The organism is Bacillus sp. NPDC094064 (genome assembly GCF_050279585.1).
Lineage (GTDB): Bacteria > Bacillota > Bacilli > Bacillales > Bacillaceae_G > Bacillus_A.
Map to the genome: position 1 here is coordinate 58908 of NZ_JBNNUI010000008.1, position 19119 is coordinate 78026.

15 protein-coding genes and 5 pseudogenes are annotated in these 19119 nt (G+C 33.8%); 3 read left to right on the forward strand and 17 right to left on the reverse strand.

Features of this window, described 5'->3' with window-relative positions; all coding sequences use genetic code 11:
* Positions 1-119 precede the first annotated feature (119 nt).
* The 3 genes from ACQKNI_RS18530 to ACQKNI_RS18540 are packed head-to-tail and all read right to left on the reverse strand — an operon-like array spanning position 120 to position 3989.
* Positions 120-1325, reverse strand: coding sequence for a Ger(x)C family spore germination protein (locus ACQKNI_RS18530; protein ID WP_098882583.1), 1206 nt, complete (start codon positions 1323-1325; stop codon positions 120-122).
* Positions 1309-2412: a spore germination protein gene (locus ACQKNI_RS18535; RefSeq protein ID WP_098882584.1), complete on the reverse strand. Its 1104-nt coding sequence runs from the start codon at positions 2410-2412 to the stop codon at positions 1309-1311. The genes ACQKNI_RS18530 and ACQKNI_RS18535 overlap by 17 nt, the downstream gene beginning before the upstream one ends.
* Positions 2409-3989: a spore germination protein gene (locus tag ACQKNI_RS18540; protein ID WP_098882585.1), complete on the reverse strand. Its 1581-nt coding sequence runs from the start codon at positions 3987-3989 to the stop codon at positions 2409-2411. Before ACQKNI_RS18540 ends, ACQKNI_RS18535 begins: the two co-directional genes overlap by 4 nt.
* Positions 3990-4672: 683 nt before the next feature.
* Between ACQKNI_RS18540 and ACQKNI_RS18545 the strand changes: the two are divergent.
* Positions 4673-4903, forward strand: a pseudogene (locus ACQKNI_RS18545) (LysR substrate-binding domain-containing protein); the annotation flags it as partial.
* Between the two features lie 51 nt (positions 4904-4954).
* On the opposite strand, the gene ACQKNI_RS18550 reads toward ACQKNI_RS18545, so the two are convergent.
* The 5 genes and pseudogenes from ACQKNI_RS18550 to ACQKNI_RS18570 form a co-directional block, all read right to left on the reverse strand.
* Entirely contained in the window at positions 4955-5182 is a 228-nt protein-coding gene (locus ACQKNI_RS18550; protein ID WP_098882587.1) for a DNA recombinase, read from the reverse strand.
* A 96-nt stretch (positions 5183-5278) separates the two neighbouring features.
* Complete coding sequence (locus ACQKNI_RS18555) at positions 5279-5935, reverse strand: HD-GYP domain-containing protein (RefSeq protein ID WP_098882588.1); 657 nt, start codon at positions 5933-5935, stop codon at positions 5279-5281.
* A 127-nt stretch (positions 5936-6062) separates the two neighbouring features.
* Positions 6063-6391, reverse strand: a pseudogene (locus ACQKNI_RS18560) (DDE-type integrase/transposase/recombinase); the annotation flags it as partial.
* Positions 6392-6459: 68 nt separating this feature from the next.
* Positions 6460-6687, reverse strand: a complete 228-nt coding sequence (locus ACQKNI_RS18565) for a hypothetical protein (protein WP_427282591.1) — start codon at positions 6685-6687, stop codon at positions 6460-6462.
* Positions 6688-6833: 146 nt separating this feature from the next.
* A pseudogene (locus ACQKNI_RS18570) lies at positions 6834-6980 on the reverse strand (MFS transporter); the annotation flags it as partial.
* Between the two features lie 150 nt (positions 6981-7130).
* Between ACQKNI_RS18570 and ACQKNI_RS18575 the strand changes: the two are divergent.
* A complete protein-coding gene (locus tag ACQKNI_RS18575) occupies positions 7131-7727 on the forward strand; it encodes a TetR/AcrR family transcriptional regulator (RefSeq protein ID WP_088232732.1) in 597 nt (198 codons plus the stop codon).
* Between the two features lie 164 nt (positions 7728-7891).
* On the opposite strand, the pseudogene ACQKNI_RS18580 reads toward ACQKNI_RS18575, so the two are convergent.
* From ACQKNI_RS18580 to ACQKNI_RS18610, 7 genes and pseudogenes are all read right to left on the reverse strand, one after another.
* Positions 7892-9323 (reverse strand): annotated as a pseudogene (locus tag ACQKNI_RS18580) (IS4 family transposase).
* Between the two features lie 97 nt (positions 9324-9420).
* On the reverse strand, positions 9421-10809 hold the full coding sequence (locus tag ACQKNI_RS18585; RefSeq protein WP_427282592.1) for a homocitrate synthase/isopropylmalate synthase family protein: 1389 nt from the start codon (positions 10807-10809) through the stop codon (positions 9421-9423).
* The gene (locus ACQKNI_RS18590; protein WP_098252191.1) at positions 10806-11870 is read right to left on the reverse strand and encodes an alpha/beta hydrolase; all 1065 of its coding nucleotides are present in this window, start codon (positions 11868-11870) and stop codon (positions 10806-10808) included. Before ACQKNI_RS18590 ends, ACQKNI_RS18585 begins: the two co-directional genes overlap by 4 nt.
* Before the next feature lie 14 nt (positions 11871-11884).
* Positions 11885-12322, reverse strand: coding sequence for a DUF441 family protein (locus ACQKNI_RS18595; RefSeq protein ID WP_098882594.1), 438 nt, complete (start codon positions 12320-12322; stop codon positions 11885-11887).
* A 14-nt stretch (positions 12323-12336) separates the two neighbouring features.
* Positions 12337-13203 (reverse strand): HesA/MoeB/ThiF family protein, encoded by an 867-nt coding sequence (locus tag ACQKNI_RS18600; protein ID WP_427282593.1) that lies wholly within the window; start codon positions 13201-13203, stop codon positions 12337-12339.
* A gap of 13 nt (positions 13204-13216) precedes the next feature.
* The gene (locus ACQKNI_RS18605) at positions 13217-14065 is read right to left on the reverse strand and encodes a HesA/MoeB/ThiF family protein (RefSeq protein WP_098252194.1); all 849 of its coding nucleotides are present in this window, start codon (positions 14063-14065) and stop codon (positions 13217-13219) included.
* Between the two features lie 624 nt (positions 14066-14689).
* A pseudogene (locus ACQKNI_RS18610) lies at positions 14690-14827 on the reverse strand (IS6 family transposase); the annotation flags it as partial.
* Between the two features lie 730 nt (positions 14828-15557).
* Between ACQKNI_RS18610 and ACQKNI_RS18615 the strand changes: the two are divergent.
* A complete protein-coding gene (locus tag ACQKNI_RS18615) occupies positions 15558-16892 on the forward strand; it encodes an alpha/beta fold hydrolase (protein WP_427282594.1) in 1335 nt (444 codons plus the stop codon).
* 77 nt (positions 16893-16969) lie between these two features.
* Here the strand turns inward: ACQKNI_RS18615 and ACQKNI_RS18620 are convergent, their stop codons facing one another.
* Both ACQKNI_RS18620 and ACQKNI_RS18625 read right to left on the reverse strand, forming a co-directional pair.
* Positions 16970-18301 (reverse strand): ATP-binding protein, encoded by a 1332-nt coding sequence (locus tag ACQKNI_RS18620; protein ID WP_427282595.1) that lies wholly within the window; start codon positions 18299-18301, stop codon positions 16970-16972.
* On the reverse strand, positions 18298-18993 hold the full coding sequence (locus tag ACQKNI_RS18625; RefSeq protein WP_427282596.1) for a response regulator transcription factor: 696 nt from the start codon (positions 18991-18993) through the stop codon (positions 18298-18300). The genes ACQKNI_RS18620 and ACQKNI_RS18625 overlap by 4 nt, the downstream gene beginning before the upstream one ends.
* Between the last annotated feature and the right edge of the window lie 126 nt (positions 18994-19119).

Here is a 19119-nt window from a genome sequence, read left to right on the forward strand (position 1 = left end):
CTCCAAAATCAACTTTTATTGTATATTTTGGAGTTACTTGACGTTTACTATTTAAACAACTTTAATTGGACACTTTCATTTAATTATGTTTGGGGAAGTTCCGGATAACTTTTTTTTCATTAAGCGCCTTCCGTACCATACTCTTCAATGGTTAGTTTTACATTGTATTCGATTGGAAGCTTACTAAATACTTTATCCCAATCCTTTTCAACTTTCTTCCATACTTCTGGATATTCGATTTTCAAACTAGTGCTGAAGCCAGCAACGTCAGTTTTATATTCCTTTTGAATTTTGTGTAATGTATGCTTCACTAACTGCCTAACTTCTTGCTGGGCAGATTGCTCCGCTCTTTTGAGAAATGTATTTTTAAATGCTTCCTCTGACTCAGACCAGTTTTCGGATAACCGTCCTACAGACTGTACATTGACATCGAAAGAGATTTTACCCCTTTTAACATGGGGCGTGATTTTACTTTTCATAGTTTTTACTTCATACATAACTAATTTTCCCGTCTTTTTATTATAGCTTTTCACCAAGCCACTTTTCCCTTTTCCAGTTATCCACATTAACCCTTCCAATTCATTCTCATTTAAAAAGCCACGAAGTTTTTTTGTACTCCCTTTAATGACAGCAGCACCTACATATTTCACTTCTCCATTTATAGAAATCACGTTCGGTAAAAGAAAACTCGCCCCAGATTTCACTTTTCCTGGTAGTTTAGCAAGTGGCATTGGTGGTAATATTCGTGAAGATCTATATTGATTATCTTCAATTTCAATTAAGCGAAATGCCGGAATTTCCCCTGATTCTTTTGATTTTAACGTATCGCTAGCCAGTCCTCTACTAACCATTACAAAGCAACTAGGTCTCATCTCATTATCACGAACGTAGATGTCCAATAACTGCGTTAAATTATATGTTCGGGCGATACTTTCACTAACAACTATTACTTTCGTATGATGAAAAATGATAGGCCTTTGCCTTCTTAATGCAACTTCACGTATTGATTGATGAAGAGAATCTCCTGTTTCTGCAACATTCATATAAGCTTTTTGTTGTGATACTCCACCTTTGCCTCCGTCTGATGATGATTGTGCTTTAACAAATTGATAGGTGGTTGTTATCAAATTTTTCTTCTTATACCCTCCGCCCTTTTCTTCGATTTCTTTCTCAATCTTTGTTTCTTTTTCTTTATCTATTGCTAAACCTACGGCGAAACCTAGTTCCTCGATTTCATGACTACTCCAGCATCCTGTAAGTATTAGGAGAAAAACAATTGACGTTAATCTTATGAAATTTTTCCTATTTTTAATACTTTGGCTCATTCCTATTTTTCCTCCCCTTCGAAATCATAAGGAGAAGAAACGGAAATATACCAAATAAAATTATTGCTGAGTTACTAATCATATTTCCAAATTCAAATAACTCGTTGATATTTTTCGGAATTTCAGCAACGATATATATTACCGGAAGTAATCCATACAAAAAGGAATGAATATTTTTATTAAAGAGCTGCGCTAACCCTAAAGCAGCTGCATAATAGCATATTGTATATGTTGCAAAGATTTGCATAATCCATATCACTAGTAACAAAGATTCAAACCGTTCAAAAATTAAGCCTTGAATTTCAAAACTTCTCATAAGGTCAATTGTCGGCCATGTTCTCATCAATACACCATCGATAGAAAACGCTCCTATAACCATTACAACTGTAATGACATAAAAAAGTAAAGGAATCGTAGTGCCAATTATAACAACTTTTACAGCTTGAGACGGTTTCTTCATAAATGCTAAAAGTAACAACATAATTTCCGCTCCTGAATATGCCATAGTTGTTGTTTTTAGACCTTTTAGTACAGGAGCAATCCCTAATCCTAATACAGGACGAAGATTATCGAGTTCAAATATTCCAATGCTCATAAAAGATGTCACTAAAAATATAAAAACTGTAATCGGAAAAATAATTTCAAATAAACGTGCTATCGCATTTATTCCGCCTAGATTTAAATAAAGACTTATCCACATGAATGGCATAAGAATAGCCCAGTCAGGCGTACCTTCTAGTAGAAAAAAACTTGTTATACCTTCCAACGTTCTAAGTTCAAATGAAGAAAGTGTAAAAAAGTAACTGATAATCAATAAACTAAGTAACACCCCAAACCATTTTCCTACAATTTCTTGACTATACTGATAAAATGTTTTTTCAGGAAATTGTTGACTTAACTTTACGATAATTACACCCGCAACCATCGCAATTAATCCACCTAAAATAACAGTTATCCAAATATCAGGTGTTTGCACTTTCTCAGCCGCGGTTCTAGGCAGGGTGAGAATTCCGATAGCAAGTATATAATTGATAAGAATAACAGCTGCTTGGGAAGTGGGAATTTTGTCCTTTGAGTTCGTAATCATTCCTCTTCACTTCCTTTCCGTACATAGTCTTTTAAATTCAACATTTTCGGACGTCGCTTCATCATCTGAATTGGCATACGAACCATAAAATCCTTCCAATCAGTAAATTGATATAAGACAACCGGGCTAGCATAAGGTACACCAAAACTTTTAAGCCTTGCAATATGACTGCATATAAATAGGAAAAATAGAATTACTCCATATAATCCGAATATGGCAGCGAAAAACATAGCTACAAAGCGAAGAATGCGTAAAGGGATTGCTGTACTATAATGAGAAAGTGCAAAAGAAGAAATAGCTGTGGCTGCCACAACGATTACCATGATTGGACTCACTATTCCTGCTGACACAGCTGCTTGCCCAATAATTAACCCTCCTACAATTCCCATCGCTGAACCAATTGGCTTAGGTAGTCGTAATCCTGCTTCTCGTAAAATTTCAATCGCAATTTCCATAAATAACCCTTCTATAATCGCAGGGAACGGAACACCTTCCCGCCCTCCAATAATTGAAATGGCTAACTTTGTCGGAATCAACCCAGGATGAAATGATATAAATGAAATATATAGCGCGGGAGCAAAAAGAGAAATAAAAGCTGTTCCAAAGCGCAATAAACGAATCAGTGTACCTGGTATCCAACGCTCATAATAATCTTCAGGCGATTGCATCATCATGCTAAATGTAACTGGAACAATTAATGCAAAAGGTGTTCCATCTAATAAAATTGCAACCCTTCCTTCCATTAATGCAGCGATAACTTTATCAGGACGTTCCGTACTCTGTACTTGCGGGAAAGGACTAAGATAATTATCTTCAATAAGTTGTTCTATATAACCTGACTCTGGCACATTATCAATATTAATTTTCTGAATTCTCTTCTTAACTTCTTCTACTAATTCTGGATCAGCAATTTCTTTCATAAAAGCCACAACTAATTCTTTCTTGGCCCGTTCTCCTACATGAAATTTTATTAAAGATAATCCTTCATTTTCACCATGTAACCGTAATAAAGCAGTATTGTCCGACAAAACTTCTGTAAAACCTACCCTTGGTCCTCTGACTGATCCCTCTGATATAGGCTCTTCAACATTACGTGTTTTCCCTTTTTTTGTATTAAGAATAAATACATCCAATAAACCATCAATTAATAATGCTGTGGAACCAATTAAAACTTTTGACATCATCTTTTGGACAGTTTGCACCTCGTCAACTCCACTAATCGGAAGAACTTGGTTTTTAATAAAATCTTTGGAAACTCTCTCGTCTTTATAAGATGATTCATCTTTATACTCACTAAAAAAATTACCCATTAATGCTTTCATAATGTGCGTATCAATAAGATCTTTATCTGACAGCCCTTCTACAAAAACTAGCACTGCCCGGATGCTAGTCCCGCCAATGTTAAACTCTCGGCAATAAACGTCCGAGTTATCAAGAGCTTCTTTTTTTATGACCTCTAAATCTAAGTTGAAATCACCAGTAAAATAGTCTTCAGGAACTTTTGTCGCGTTATTCCCGTATGTATTTCCTTGTTCTTGGTTTTGATTAACTATTGAATCCTGTGCTTTCACTTTCATCACTCTTTCTCTAAAAAGCTTCTCGTACATTAAATTAAACTAAATTACCATACTTTTCCTAACGTCACTCCTCTTTGCTTATGTATGTTTTTCTGATTAAATCTCACACTCTCCCTCATATAGTTCGTTGTATTATTCTTTTTCTAAGTTGCGAATCCAACTAAAAAATCTTGAAATCATATATGGTATAACAAGTAAGATAAAAGCTTGTATAAAAACTTTCCACGTTGGAAAATAAAAAGCTATCATTTCCCACATTTTAATCATCCTTTAACAACGCATAATATAGAAATTTTCCTATTAAATGGAATTTCTTGTGAGTTATTATGTCTAATAAGAAGAATTTCAATTCACTTGAAGGTCTGTCATACATACCTTTCGTGTATTTTAGTAAATATTCAGACGAAACAAATCGAACTTCCTGCACCCTTAACCTACTCAATAGATAGTTAAAAGAATTGCCACAAAATCAGTTTCACTGAATTTATTGGCAACCTTCTTTTATACAGTATCTTTTTTGAAATACAAATAAGGTCAGTTCCATTGTCATAATGATATTATCCCCTTAAGGTAGACAGTGTAAAAAGACCATGGATAGACATGGATGCTACACTTTTACTTGGAGGGGATTTTATCATGGTCAAAAAAGGGGATACATTTCAAACGTATTCAAATGAATTAAAGTTGCAAAAAAGTTAATGCCATCTATATTAAACTATTTAGACAATGAGAAACCATATATACATTGTGATTTTGTTGTAGGGAACACAGCACTTTTATCACAACTATTAGAACAAAATAAAATTGATTTTGCTGTTTGCGGAAACAACAAAAATAGTTCCAATATGAACTTCACCCCACTTTACAATGAACAAATTGAATTTATTGTCAATAACCCTCATCATCCAATATTGGGTGTTTTTGCCCATCCCCCCGAAAAGGGGGAATAAGAAAAGTACCCATTTTCAAGAATGGGTACTTTTTTGTAAGGTATATTCATATTCCTTAACTCGTCTATAAAACGTATTACTGTTCATTCCTACTTTTTCCATCGCTTCTACAGCTGTAATTTTATTGTTTTTCCATTCTTGGTAAGTCACTATAAAATTATCATCAATCTCAATTTTTCTACGACCAAATTTAATCCCTTTTTGAAAAGCAATTGTAATTCCTTCTTTTTGACGTTCACCCATAAAGAAAAGACACCCTAAGGTGCCTTCTTCCGACTTGATTTACAAAATAAGAAAAAACAATCAAAGTGAATATATGTAAATATCCCCTTAATAATCTCAATCGCTACTATCTTCTAGAATTTCAACCCATGATGAATACACTATTTTAAAATCTTCTACTAATTCAGGATCAAATTGATTACCGGCTCCTTCAATAATTTGCTTATAAGCCTCTTCTGGAGATAATGTAACTCGATAAGGTCTTGTGGATGTCATAGCATCAAAAGCATCTGCAATGGAAATAATTCTAGCACATAAAGGAATATCATTATTTTTTAATCCATCGGGGTAACCACTCCCATCCCATTTCTCATGATGAGAACGAATTACAGCCTCATATCCTTCAATTAAAGAATAGTTTTCAATTAAATTTATACCTACTGTTGGATGAGTTTTCATAACTTTATATTCATCATTTGTCAGGCAAGAGGTTTTATTTAAGATTTCGTTCGATATTCCTATCTTACCGATGTCGTGTAATAAACATGAAAAATAAAATTTAATCAGGTCCTCTTCACTATATTTATTAATTTTTTTAGCAAGGATCAGTGTATACTTAGCTACTCTTTCACTGTGTCCTTTTGTATAAGAATCTTTTAGCTCTAAAATATTCATTATTGATTGCATGGTTCCTTCAGGCGTTCTCTTAGATTTTCCTAATAGCCTGGTAAGTGATGCGAGGAAATCTTTTGTAGTTAGTTTAGTCGATTTCATAAAATTGATATTTCTCTCCTATTTTTTAGTTTATACATTCAAAAAAATATTTTTATTAATATTCGGTTCTGGTGCAAAGATAAAATAAAAGAGAATATAGCGCATATATTTCTAGCGGAATTGTATTTTATGCTGTTAGACCAAACAAGTAATGGATGAAGCCTTTCTAATTTTTGACAGACTGATACCGTAAATCAAGCTGTTCTTTTTAGGACGCACACGTTTCTTAATAAAGCGCTGATCTTGTTCCACTATATTATTAAGATATCTAACTTACCTTAGTTATATGCCTTCTCTCTTCGCTCAACTCTTGCTTCACTACAGGGTAGGCAGGATTCTTATCTGCTGTTATCACACCAGGTTTAGAAATATACGAAAAGGCCAAGGATTTCTTGATTTACTTAGATAAAAATCAATAGTATTCTCTTCGGAATCTAAAGCACGATATAAATATATACCATAAAAACTATTCATTTTTAGAAAAGGAATAATTACATAAATTAGAATTATCAAAAGTTATTCTGTTATATAAAATAGTTGATGAATCCCCCCTGCTCAACTAAGTGTGGAGCATTTTTTTCTGCAACAGCAAATGCCTCACTAGGGTAAGTGCGTATAATAGAAAGCATATCGATTTTATCGCCAGCGTCTTCATATAAACGAAATAATATCGCTTTTGTGTGTCTTGTTTCCCTCAATACTTTATATTCTATCCGTGCCTTTTCTATTGAAGATTGAGTTACTTTTATCATTGGAAAACCTCTCTTTAACATAAAATACGCTTTCAAGCCAATTATGAATTACTTATAATGAGTCATCATGGTCCTTATAATTCACAAATCTTCTATTCTATTTTCAAATTATTTTTGGCAAGCATGCATAGAACGAAATGTATCATCATTAATACAGTTAAAGCATTACCAAGTAAAGTTTCGTTTAAAAATGCGAATATTACGCTTAAAGTTAATGCAATTAAACTTGGTGTATGTCTAATATTAGACATATCGATTTTGCTATTTGTAGTATTCGTGGGCATAATATTCATTTATTGATTTTCCATCTACTTTTGTCTCTCCACTTGATACTTTTGTATACAAAAGTATCATACGTAATATAATATACATGTGTAGATAAAAAAAGGGAGAATCATTTTAGAGTAGTTGTATACTTAATCTACAGAAAAGGAGAAGTGTAGATGAAAAGTACTGAGGGGCAGCTGGATTTACGTATTAGACGTACACATAAATTATTGTGGGAGTCTTTATTTGAATTAATGACGCAATCAAAACAGAGATATAGTTCCATTACTATCAACCAAATCTGTGATCTTGCGATGGTGCATCGAACAACATTTTATAAACATTTTGAAGATAAAGATGCGTTATTGGCATTTGGGCTTAAAAAATATCAAGAGGAAGCTTTTAAAATACCACTTTTAGAACGATTAACTAAGCCATTTCAAGTGATAGAACAATTCTTACATCACAAAGAAATCGGTAAAATAGTAGAGTCGCAAATGAATGATAAACAATTTTTAAATTTAATACATTATCAAACTTTTGAAATAAAGAAACAGGAAAATCAAGAATTTCATCGAATTTGTAAAAATCATACGATACCAATTGAGTTAATTATCGAATTCCATTCGGGTATAATTACAACGTTAAGTACATGGTGGTTACAAAATAGAAACAATGTTTCAGCAAAAGAAATGGATAGATACTTCCGTCAAATGATTAATCAAGATATTTTTCAATTTGAAAGGGAATGTATGGAGACGTTTTTGGTGTAACCTGTTCCGTTAGCTTGATAGCGATGTGATGCTACCCCACATCCATCAACTTAAGGTATATTTTTATACAAAATACGGTCCTTCCATATAGTTTTTTATTATCTTTTATAGATTTTATAAAAGTGGGCATATCAAATAAACCCTGACGGGTTTCAATTTTTTTACTATGCTACCTGATGAGTAGAAGTGGTATACTCATAAACAACACCCAAAATATCAAAGACTGTCTTTTTCTCATATCGATGAGATTTTCGTCCGTTGTGCTGTAGGAGGTTAAACAGACGAAGGAGAACCTTTGATAATTCTTGGGTGTTTTTGTGTAATGCTTGATGAAAAAGTAAGAAATAATCTTTAATCATGTACATCGCTTTATATTCATTTAGTTCCTTCTGTTTCTTACGTAACAGAAGTTCCCTCATTTTAAACATAGTAGAAGAACATAATAGAATACTAATGAGTTGACCATAAAGATGACATTCTAACCGCTCTTGTTTAATAGATTTACAACGATGAATTTGAAACCAAGATTTCCATACTTTAAATAACAGCTCAATTTTCCAGCGTAGTGAATATAAATCATAGATTTTCTCTTTTGGTACCCATTCCGTAGGAATATTTGTCATATATACCGTAATTCCTTGTAAAAGTTTCGTACGCTCTGTATATTTAATCCCTTTTTTCTTTTCGCGAATCGCTCGATCGCGTAGGCGTTTCTGTTTTTGTTCCTCGGTACATCTATAAACCACAATGCGAGTAGGCAGTTTGTCTTTACTCCCTACATATACATCATGTAATTCATATACTTGGCCAGGTTGTAATTGTTTCATGATGTCTTCCAAATGAATTTGTATATATACCGGTTTCAATTGAGCGGGTTTTGTTTTAAATACCACTGTTTCAAATTCTTTTTTATATATTTTAGTTGGTAACTTAAGACGTGATAAATAATATCCCTGCTTATCTTGAATAGACTTAAAGTCTTGGAAACGAAAATATCCTAAGTCACGAATATATAGTTCATTCTTTTGTGCCATGCCCGTTCGAGTTGCACTATATGCCTGATCACTTCGTTTTCCTGGTTCAATTTCCACATCAGAAAATTTTCCACTCAACAAGTCATACTCTAATTGAATTTTCACACCAGCTGTATGACTACATCCTCCGGCACCAGGATAAGTAGTTGCGGAATCGATCTGGAATTTGGAAGGTTGTAGAATCAAGGACGAGAATCCGCTCAAAATAAGAAGAAAGAGAATGAGAAATTTTAGATGCTCCTCCAATTTTAGCTTGTAGAAGTGTAGTAAATACAGTTCGAAAAAAGGCTACAGAAGACGAGTTAAATCGTCGATCGAGTCCCTATGGACTTAATAAAATTCCTGTTGAAGTTTCTAATTGACTACAAAGTTGAGTAAGAGAGGTAGTAGCGATTTGTTGATTTAACCATACACACAAAGATAAGAGGTGGTACCCGTGGCACTTACGTTTTCGTTTCATTCCACCTGCTTCTATAGCTAATTGATTAAGTGTGGTGGGAGACATATATCGATATAACTCTTCGGCAAATAAAGACAACTCTTGTTTTTGATGCATATTCATAAAAAACACGTCACCCTTTCTCATTAATATAAGAAAATAGTAACGCGCTTTTAATTTCAAGAATAGTCAAAATTTTTAAGTTGATGGATGTGTGGTGCTATCCCAACAAGCTTGAATTGTAATTAGGGGCTAGTACAATGTTTGTGTATGTACCTACACCTGAAAGGTACTTGTATTTATGTTTGAAACCTGATGGAATAAAAACAGATGCAGGGCTCTCAATGGTTTGCACGTCTCCCTCGATTTCCACTTTACATATAAGCCCTGTACCATCTATGTTATTACCCCAAAATATAAAAGCACTATCACAATGATGTGCATGATAATCCACATGACCTTCCAAGTTTTCGTCCATATGCTGATTACAGAATATACGTTGTATTACATAGAATGAAGCACGCTCATCTATTCTATAATCCATCTGCACCCATCGTTCTCCTGGCCCATCCCTATGATACAAAAGTTCAGATGCCCCTTTTACAAATGGTTTACTGACGCGTAAATTCTTTGAAAGACGAGGGCCTTTTCGTTCTACCCGTTTTTGTTGTATCTTCCTCACTCTTCCTATCATTTCAGGTTGAACTCCTTCATATGCTAAAACATTATGATTCACAGCTTTTACGTGATAAGGTGCTGTATGTGTAAAAATATTTTTTCCAATAATAGGTCTCCAATGATCGACTTTACAACCTGTAGCCAATTGAAGAGATTGTGTTAATTCTGGAATCATTTTTAATTGAAAGTGTTGATTATATTTTTGTGATAACAGAACAGATAAATTTAGTAAATCAACAATCCCAGCCCGTTCACCAATCCCGCATAAAGTTGCATCAATGACAGAAGCCCCAGCATTAATAGCTGCAAGAGCATTCGCTAGTGCTAGTCCTAAATCATTATGTAGGTGTACTTCAATTTCACAAGGGAATGTTTCAACCGCTTTCTTGACTATGGTTGCACACTCATTAGGTTCCCAAATTCCCACCGTATCAGCTAAACTAATTCGATCTGCTCCCGCTTGATATGCAATTTTTCCAAGGTAAGAAATATCTTCCCAAGTAGTTCTGGAAGCATCTTCAATTGTGAATCGGATTTTCATGCCTAAGTAACGAGCTTCTTCAATCGCTTGTTTCACTTGATTCATCACATAATCTTTTGATCGATTTGTATACTTGGTTTGTAAAGAAATCGGATTAATAGATGCCCAAATCCCTACCCAATCAGCTCCTGCTCGATATGCAGCATGAACTTCTTCTTTTCTCGCTCGAGCGTGCATTAAAATATCAGCTTGTTCTGCAGCAGCCGCAACTTCTCGGCAAACCGCTTCTTCTTCACGAGAAATTCCAGGATGTCCAACTTCAATTAACCGGATTCCAAAATCCTCAAGCATATGAACCAGCGTAATTTTATCTTTCTTTGAAAAACGAACACCACATTGTTGTTCCCCTTCTCGTAAAGTAGCATCTAAGATTGTTATATCTCTGTTCATCCCTTTTTTCCTTCTTTCATTTCTATAAAATTCAATACTTCTTTAAATAGAACATCATGATTTTTTTCATATACTGCCCAGTGTGTTGCATTAGGAATCACAACTTCCTTTTTTTGCTTAGTCCCAGTTAATTTCGATAGCATATCTCTATCGGCAAATAAATCATCTTCTCCATAAATAACCAGCACAGGAGAAGTAATCTGAGATGCATCATATAAAGGACGGTTATTCCAAATAGAATATAAATCTTCTAGAGGCCCCATCGGTCGACGAATGATGCCATTATTTTTCTCGCTAATTGGATCTGAGTGAAGAAATACATCTTTTACAGAATCCATAGCTTCATTTGTGACAATTTTTTTCTCGCCCATCATCATATGCCAGTGATGCATTCCTTTATCAAAGTCTACAGTTTGATAAGAGGGTGCATGAGGATTGAATTCCCCCTGCTGTAACGGATTGTCAAAGGGCTCTGTCATCATTGGAAGCGTAAACCCATGCATGTACCCATATAAAACAAGTGTATTAACATCATCAAAATGTGATATTGCATAATTTCCAGCTACCACTCCCCCGTATGACCAGCCAACAAGATGAATTTTTTTTACATTCCTTTTATTTTTAATCCAATTCACAACCGTTTCTAAATCTTTTGTTGCATCATCTAAATGAACGACTGGTTTATTTAAGTTAGGCGCTTCTGACATTTCTTTTGGCCTTGAAGATTGCCCAAACCCTCTAAAATCCATTGCCCACGTATCATATCCTTTTTTTGCATACTCATCCATCCATGAATATTTTGATACATCAAAAGCTGCTGCAGTAGGAACACTGAATGGTTCTAAAAACAAAATGATTTCGTCTGATGTATATTGTTTTTTTGTATTTACACTTTTATGAAGTAAAAATAATGTTTCGTCTTCTAGTGGAATTTTATATTCTTCTTTTATTATTTTAGAAGTTTTTGTCCCCTTTGAAACTTCTTGATGATTTGAACAGCTAGACAGTAAAAGAACGAAAAAAATACCCATTAAACTTATAGATTTCCAATTCTTTTTCATTTTTAAAATCCCTTTCATTTCATAGAAATGATGGCTATTATTCCAGCTGCAATAATTAACCCCGCTGGTAATCCCTTTGTAAACAATACAGCCATCAAAGTACCTATTAAAACACCCAATAATATAGTTGGATTCATCGGTAGTACCCCTACTCCTTTTCCTCCTATAAACGACACTATAAACCCCGCTAAAATCGATCCCCACCCAATTGGAGAAGTAATTAACTTCATTATGTTATCACTCGAAATCTTCCCTGATGTAATGGGAACTAAAAGAAATAACATGAGAAAGAAAATGCCAATTGGAAAAGCATATTGCTGAATAGCATGCAAGATAGCTTTTTGTCCCATAGCAAATAACACACCTAATAAGCTTGCTGCAATAGCCAGTGCATAATCTTTAACAATCAAAGCAAGTATAAAAATAATTCCTAACAATAGAAAAGAAACCATATATTTTACCTCTTCTATAAAGTTGTATAATCCCAACTGCCGTTTTCAGGTTCACATACCTGTACCATATTTGGATGTGAGAGGTTAATCTGTATAAGGTTTGGACTAATAATAGGTTGTAAATCTTCTCGATTTACAATGAACTTAAATGCTTCAAAGCTTGCTAGAATCCCTATAATGTTTGCAACAGGAGATAGTACAGCCCATGGTCGCTCTTTATTTATATAGCTATTCGCCCACTGTTCATCTGCACCATGTTTAATAGAATTCAGAGCACGTCCATCTTTTAAACCATGAATTTTGTTTTGCATCTCAAGCGTTAGTTCTTGCTGATAAGATGGATATCCTAACGCAATTTCATAAGGTACAGATTCAGGGGTTAATGACATGACTCCACCTCTAAAGGGTGGTGTAACAGCAATCCAAATAGAAGGAATCTCTAAAGTTTGAGCCATACGGTGAATAATAACCCTTGCTACCAAATTATCAGTTGCATCTATAATAAGATCTGTATTTGCTAACAGATCTTTTGCGTTATCTTCTGTAACAAACTCTTGTGTTATTTTCACCTGTAGTAGGGGATTAATGTCTTTTAAGGTTTCTAGAGCCACAAGTGCCTTTGGCTTTCCTAACTTACTTATAGAACTAAGCATTTGTCGATTAATATTACTCGCTTCAAAAACATCTTGATCAATCACATGAAGATTCCCTATCCCCATTCGTGCCAACTGGATAAGCGTAATCCCCCCTACTCCCCCAGCACCAACTACAGTAACACGAGCATTCTTTAATTTTTTCTGTTCTTCTATTGAAATTACACCAATATTTCGTGTAAAGCTTTCTTCATATATATTTTGTGTATTTAAATTTTCAGTTAACAATTTTGCTTCCCCCTTATAATGTTGCATAATCCCAACCGTTTTCTGGTGCGTCTTTTATCTGGACAGGTGTGAGACTATCTACATCTATAACAATGCCCTTTGGTGCTCTAGCCAAAGGTTCACGACCAGTTAAAACTTGTATCGCTTCATGAAAGCTAAATAACGATAAAAGATGTGCTCGCATAGGAGTAATAATCCAGCCTACTTTTCCCTCACAAAAATCTTTCGCCCACTCTTCAGGCGCTCCTTTATCAACCGAATACCATGCTCTTTTTTTCTTAATATCAGCAATTTGCTGCCTTAACTTTGAATCTGTTAATATGGATCCTACAACAGAAACATTCAACGCCTCTTCATATGGAATCCCAGTTGGAAAGAATGTAGAAACAAATCCTCTTGTAGGAGGACTCCCTGACATACCTACACTTGGTATCCCTAATTCTCTAGCTGTTCTATGTATAATGACTCTAGAAGGCATATCATCCACTGCTTCTACCACAATATCATGACCCTTCATTAATTCCACCACGTTGTCTTCATCTACTTTTGTTTGTATAAAGTTTGTTGAGATATAAGGATAAATATCTTTTACAACTTGTTCAGCAACTTTTGCTTTTGGTTTTCCTACCACACTAGAAAGCGCTAACATTTGTCTGTTTATATTAGATATTTCAAATTCATCTGGATCGATTCCTGTAATATGTCCAACCCCCATTCTAGAAAAAAGGATGGCTTCATAACCTCCTACTCCCCCTAATCCAAAGATAATTACTCTTTTATCCCTAAGACATTCTTGTTCTGCTTTTGAATAGACACCAATGTTCTTTTTTACCATTTCCCAATAGTAAGTATCCATATCCATTTAAAAACCTCCTGTCATGTAATAATTATAAAAAAACTATCCATATAAAATAATCAACATATATAACAATAAATCTAAAATATGTTAATTTTGTGAGTTATTTGTAAAAAGAATTAAAATTTTCAAGTTATTTATCTTTTGTTAACAGAAGATATCTTCTATTAATAAAAAACAGATCCAATTCAAAATGATATTTGATCTGTTTTTTGTGAGTGGTGTAGATTGACAGAATTATACCCACTTAATACTCAGGTTTTTATTTATTTAAAAGTAGATTTTCATACGGTTAACAAAGTAAAATCTAATTTTTTATATGTGTAGCTAACTAATTTACCATTAGAAATTATACATGCATACTCATATTTATTTTGATTGTTTAGCAAGATTGGTAAGTATGCTAGTATCATCTCGCCAACTCATAACTTCTTATTATCTATAGTCGGGTTAGAACCACATCACAATCAAGCTAAGACAAACAAATACCCCAAAACGAGAAAATTGACATCTTCAGGCGAAAATGGGCAATTTTTTTATTTTGGGGGCATTATAAAATTCTTAAGTTGATGGGCATGGGGTATCTCCAGCATTTTGGAACCCCCCCCACGCTAAGCAAAAAATACAGTTTGTTGTTGGATGAACGGAAACTTCACATTCTTTCAGTATTTCAGGTACATTACGATAACTTAAAGAAAAACGGCAATAATAGCCGATGACTACCCAAATAACATCTTTCTTGAACTGTATTCCTTTAAAATATCTCATGCAACATGCTACAAAAATCATTTTTCTTACATTTTAATTTCGCATAGAAAACTTTGCAACAGAACCAGTAAGTTATAACATGACCATCTTAAGGTTAATTTAAGGTTTTCTTTATTTTAATGAAAGATTGCAGAGTTACTATGTACATGTACAAAACAACGTTTATTGAGAGTCTATTTAAAAATGAAAAGAGGGGATTAAATATATCATTATTTAATATAGTTTAAAGTTTTCGAATTGAAACTAATAATATAGAGAAAATCAGAGGGATTTTATCAGGGCTTATTTGGCTGTAGTTTTAAACAGCTTGGTGATCAAGAATATGCGATTCTCGAATGTGACCAAACAGTTCTGATGATATATGAATGTTCAACTTGTAAAACTAGATTATCTATTCTGGTAACTAGGATGGAAGAAAAAAATTAAACAAGTAAACTGGGGGCTACGATGATAAAGCAAGTTACTATTGATCTATCTACAGATGTGAGTCACGCTCATTTACTTGAACCACAAGAAAATATGATTGAGCTTGTTAGTAAAGAAGTTAAAGAATAGGAAAAAGAGGGCCTTAATGATAATGAATGGATATACTCATCCATCTGGTTTGAACTAGGAGAAAAAGATGGTGATGTTTAAAATTTGAAATAGACCGCTTCTGTATGCAACAGCATCCCTTTCCTCACCATCATTTGAGGCCATACTATGTGAAAGTTATTTTGGAGGTAGTATAGTGAAACTATTAAAAGAGCTTTTGAATTTCGTTGTTGGATTTTTCTTTACAACTATAATCGTACTGTTGGCAATAGTTAGTTTTGGTTTACTCGTTTATCCATTGGAAGTTTATTCGAGTGTGTTGATTACCGTTACACTAACATTTGTATCATCCTACTATTCTAACGTTTTAAGAAGAAAAATATTTAGACTTGGTCGTGGACGGAAACCAGTTTATGCAATCGTATTAACTTCATTAATTGCTATAGCCATGGTATCCGTTTTTTGGATCCCATCAAATACGTTCGAGAGTACACATTCTTCTGTAAAGCCGTACGGAATAAAGCCTGAATATATCAAGAATCATGATGGTGATAAAATTGCAGTTTATATTCACAGGCCAGATAAGCCAAACAATTTAGCACCTATATTATTTATAAATGGTGGTCCAGGTGGTAGTCCAAGCAATAAGGTGAAAAATTACTTGGATGGTTATATGAAGCTAGGATATGTCGTATATACTTTTGATCCAATTGGAACTGGCTCTTCTCCAATGCCAAAGAGTAACAGTAGTTTTACAATTGCTGATGAAGTAGAGAATGTGAATGCTATTTTAAAACACTACAACATATCACAAGTAAATTTGATTGCCCATTCATATGGTGGAAACGTAGCAACAAGGTTTATTGAGAAATATACAGAGAAAGTACATGCTTATTTGGCTGTTGATACTGCCCCAATTTATTCAATGCAAGTAAATTATCCAAATGAAGATCAGGATAGTAAGTTTGCAAAGACTGTTGAACCTACTCGTAAGGATAAGAAAGATGTAAAAGTAGACCCATTCCAATTGCTTACAGACTATTCCTCCCTTCGAGAAATGGCACGTATGTTTTATGGTGTGGGGCTGATGCAAAAATTAGAGAAAAATGACATTCCTTATGGGGATAACAGTGAATATGATTACTTCGTCTCACTGCTTATTTCCTTAGGTTCTGGTTATAAACCGACAGATGGAAAACTTGAGAACCGTCTTTATTCCACTTCGAACCTATTAATCACAAAGTCTTTATCGGAATCCCCTGATTTCACGAAGGAACTAAGAAGCAAGAATACACCACCAGTATTAGTTATTCATCCGGAATTTGGAGTTGTCCCATGGCAAATACATTACAAATATAAAGAGTTTTTCAATAATACAAAGTTTGTAACTGTATCCGGAGCGGATCATGGTGTTTGGAATAGTAAACTAGGTAGTAAAATTCTGGTTGAAGATGGTAATCTATTTTTTAAAGGTGAACCGTTGTCCGATGAATATACTTCAAAAGAGAACCCCTTTCCGCCTATTAAATAAAGTAGATCCTTCTTAGATTTGGGACAAAAAAGGTATTTGTTTACTTAAACAAATACCTTTTTATTCTTTAATTGTAGTTATCTGTGATTTGAATAATCGTATGGGATAGGTAATAAAATGGTGAATGTTGTACCTTCATTCAATTTACTTTTTACAGTAATATGTCCATTGTGTAATTCAATAATACGTTTAGAAATCGCCAATCCTAATCCGCTACCTCCGTCATTACTACGAGCTGCATCACCTCGAACAAACTCATGAAAGATTCCGTTTGTTACATCTTCATTCATCCCTACTCCATTATCAGTAATTTGAATAATAATCATTTCGTTTTCTTTTCTTAAAATGATCGAGAGAATTGTTTGAACAGGATTATATTTTAAAGCGTTAGCAATAATGTTTCCAATAGCTCGTTGCATCTGTCTTGCATCTATATTCAAGTAAATCGGTTCATCTGGTATAAGTAAATCTAACTCAAAATCTTTTTCTTCTATTTCCCCGTAGTATATTACAATAGTTTCTTTCATGAGTTCGGTAAAATTTTCTTTTTTTAGTTGTAGTTCATATGATGTATCTAGTTTTGTTAAATAAAATAAATTTTCAATAAGTTTGTTTAGTTGTGATGATTTATGATAGATGTAGTTTAAATAAAGTTTTTGTTTCTCTTGCTCTATGGTTTGCTCTACTAATGTTTTAGAGTAACCCATAATAGAGGTCATCGGTGTTTTTATATCATGTGAAATGTCTCGCAACATCTTCTTTTTGCTCTCTTCACTTTTTCGTTTTTCCTCATTGGCTTGTCCTAATTCAATGACCATATAATTAAATGCATCCTTTATTTCCTCAATTTCTCGATAGGTACGAAAATCAAGTTGAACGGTTTTATTTTCTTCAGTCATTCCTTTTATACCCTGCTTAATTTCTTTTAGTGGCTTGGAAAGCTTACGAATAGAAAGGAAGATAACTATACCATTTGCAATAAGGAAGAAAGTTATAGCAAGTAGTAAAGCTGGCCAGATGCGAGTAATTAGTCCCCACTCCCCATGTTTCTCTGGAAATTTTACAATACATTGATATGAATGACCATCTTCACCTATAAAAGGGCCGATAGCGAACTTTAAACCAGTAAAATCATTTGAATATTGCGGTAAATCACCAGAATCCTCCTTTTTCCCAACTGTATATATCATGTGCCCATCTCTAATAATTTCGATCCAACCATCTCTTTCTACAATATTTTTTGTGAAAAGAGGTGATTTAGGGGATTCAGCAGGAAGTTCTGATAACAAGCCTGTAAACATATAACTAAGAAAAATAAAGATAGAAATGAATGTAATAATTATAGTAGCAATATAATTCAGTATAAAAATAGAGAGAAGGCTTCTTCTTTTTTTCTTTTTCCTTTTCATACTTGTACCTTAAAAATATATCCTAAACCACGAATTGTTTGTAAATACTTTGGGTTTTTATTATTATCTTCAATTTTGTCTCTTAATTTGCTTATATGAACCATAATTGTATTATCATCTCCAAAATAAGCATCTTCCCAAATTTTTTCGAATAATTGTCGCTTCGTAAATACTCGATTTGGATTGGTCATAAATAGTTCCAATAGTTTATACTCTGTTGAAGTCAAAGAGATGTCTTGGCCATTTTTTTTGAGAAGGCAACTTTCTATGTTTAAAAGCAAGTCTCCTTGTTGAATCGCTGTTTGTTGTTTGCTTGGAACGTTGAAATGATGCTGTCTTCGCAATTGTGCTTGAACTCTCGCCACAAGTTCAAGTGGATCGAAAGGCTTTATAATATAGTCATCTGCTCCTAGATCAAGACCGAGTATTTTATCATAGCCTTCATTTTTGGCAGAAATCATAATAATTGGAAGGGTTTTTTCTTTTCGAATTTCCTTTACTAAATTGTAACCATTTATCTTTGGCATCATAATATCAACAATTAGTAAATCAACGTTGTCATTTTGAAGAATTTGTAATGCTTGTTCACCATCATATGCTTTTAGTATGTGGAATTTTCTTTGTGATAAGTAGAGTTCAATCAACTCTACAATTTCTTTTTCATCATCCACTATTAAAATTTTTTTTGACATATATATTAATTCTCCTAACTTCTACGTGGGGTAGCACCAGGATTTTGCGGATCAGCAACGTTAAGGTAGAAAGTCTTGCATCAATAATATTACAGAATTTACGATACGGGAAAGCCCGCGCAGGAC

What these genes read in the sequence shown, in the direction of transcription:
- ACQKNI_RS18530 (WP_098882583.1), bottom strand. Translation starts at nt 1,325, where the DNA reads ATGAGCCAAAGTATTAAAAATAGGAAAAATTTCATAAGATTAACGTCA.
- ACQKNI_RS18535 (WP_098882584.1), bottom strand. Translation starts at nt 2,412, where the DNA reads ATGATTACGAACTCAAAGGACAAAATTCCCACTTCCCAAGCAGCTGTT.
- ACQKNI_RS18540 (WP_098882585.1), bottom strand. Translation starts at nt 3,989, where the DNA reads ATGAAAGTGAAAGCACAGGATTCAATAGTTAATCAAAACCAAGAACAA.
- ACQKNI_RS18550 (WP_098882587.1), bottom strand. Translation starts at nt 5,182, where the DNA reads ATGGGTGAACGTCAAAAAGAAGGAATTACAATTGCTTTTCAAAAAGGG.
- ACQKNI_RS18555 (WP_098882588.1), bottom strand. Translation starts at nt 5,935, where the DNA reads ATGAAATCGACTAAACTAACTACAAAAGATTTCCTCGCATCACTTACC.
- ACQKNI_RS18565 (WP_427282591.1), bottom strand. Translation starts at nt 6,687, where the DNA reads ATGATAAAAGTAACTCAATCTTCAATAGAAAAGGCACGGATAGAATAT.
- ACQKNI_RS18575 (WP_088232732.1), top strand. Translation starts at nt 7,131, where the DNA reads ATGAAAAGTACTGAGGGGCAGCTGGATTTACGTATTAGACGTACACAT.
- ACQKNI_RS18585 (WP_427282592.1), bottom strand. Translation starts at nt 10,809, where the DNA reads ATGAACAGAGATATAACAATCTTAGATGCTACTTTACGAGAAGGGGAA.
- ACQKNI_RS18590 (WP_098252191.1), bottom strand. Translation starts at nt 11,870, where the DNA reads ATGAAAAAGAATTGGAAATCTATAAGTTTAATGGGTATTTTTTTCGTT.
- ACQKNI_RS18595 (WP_098882594.1), bottom strand. Translation starts at nt 12,322, where the DNA reads ATGGTTTCTTTTCTATTGTTAGGAATTATTTTTATACTTGCTTTGATT.
- ACQKNI_RS18605 (WP_098252194.1), bottom strand. Translation starts at nt 14,065, where the DNA reads ATGGATATGGATACTTACTATTGGGAAATGGTAAAAAAGAACATTGGT.
- ACQKNI_RS18620 (WP_427282595.1), bottom strand. Translation starts at nt 18,301, where the DNA reads ATGAAAAGGAAAAAGAAAAAAAGAAGAAGCCTTCTCTCTATTTTTATA.
- ACQKNI_RS18625 (WP_427282596.1), bottom strand. Translation starts at nt 18,993, where the DNA reads ATGTCAAAAAAAATTTTAATAGTGGATGATGAAAAAGAAATTGTAGAG.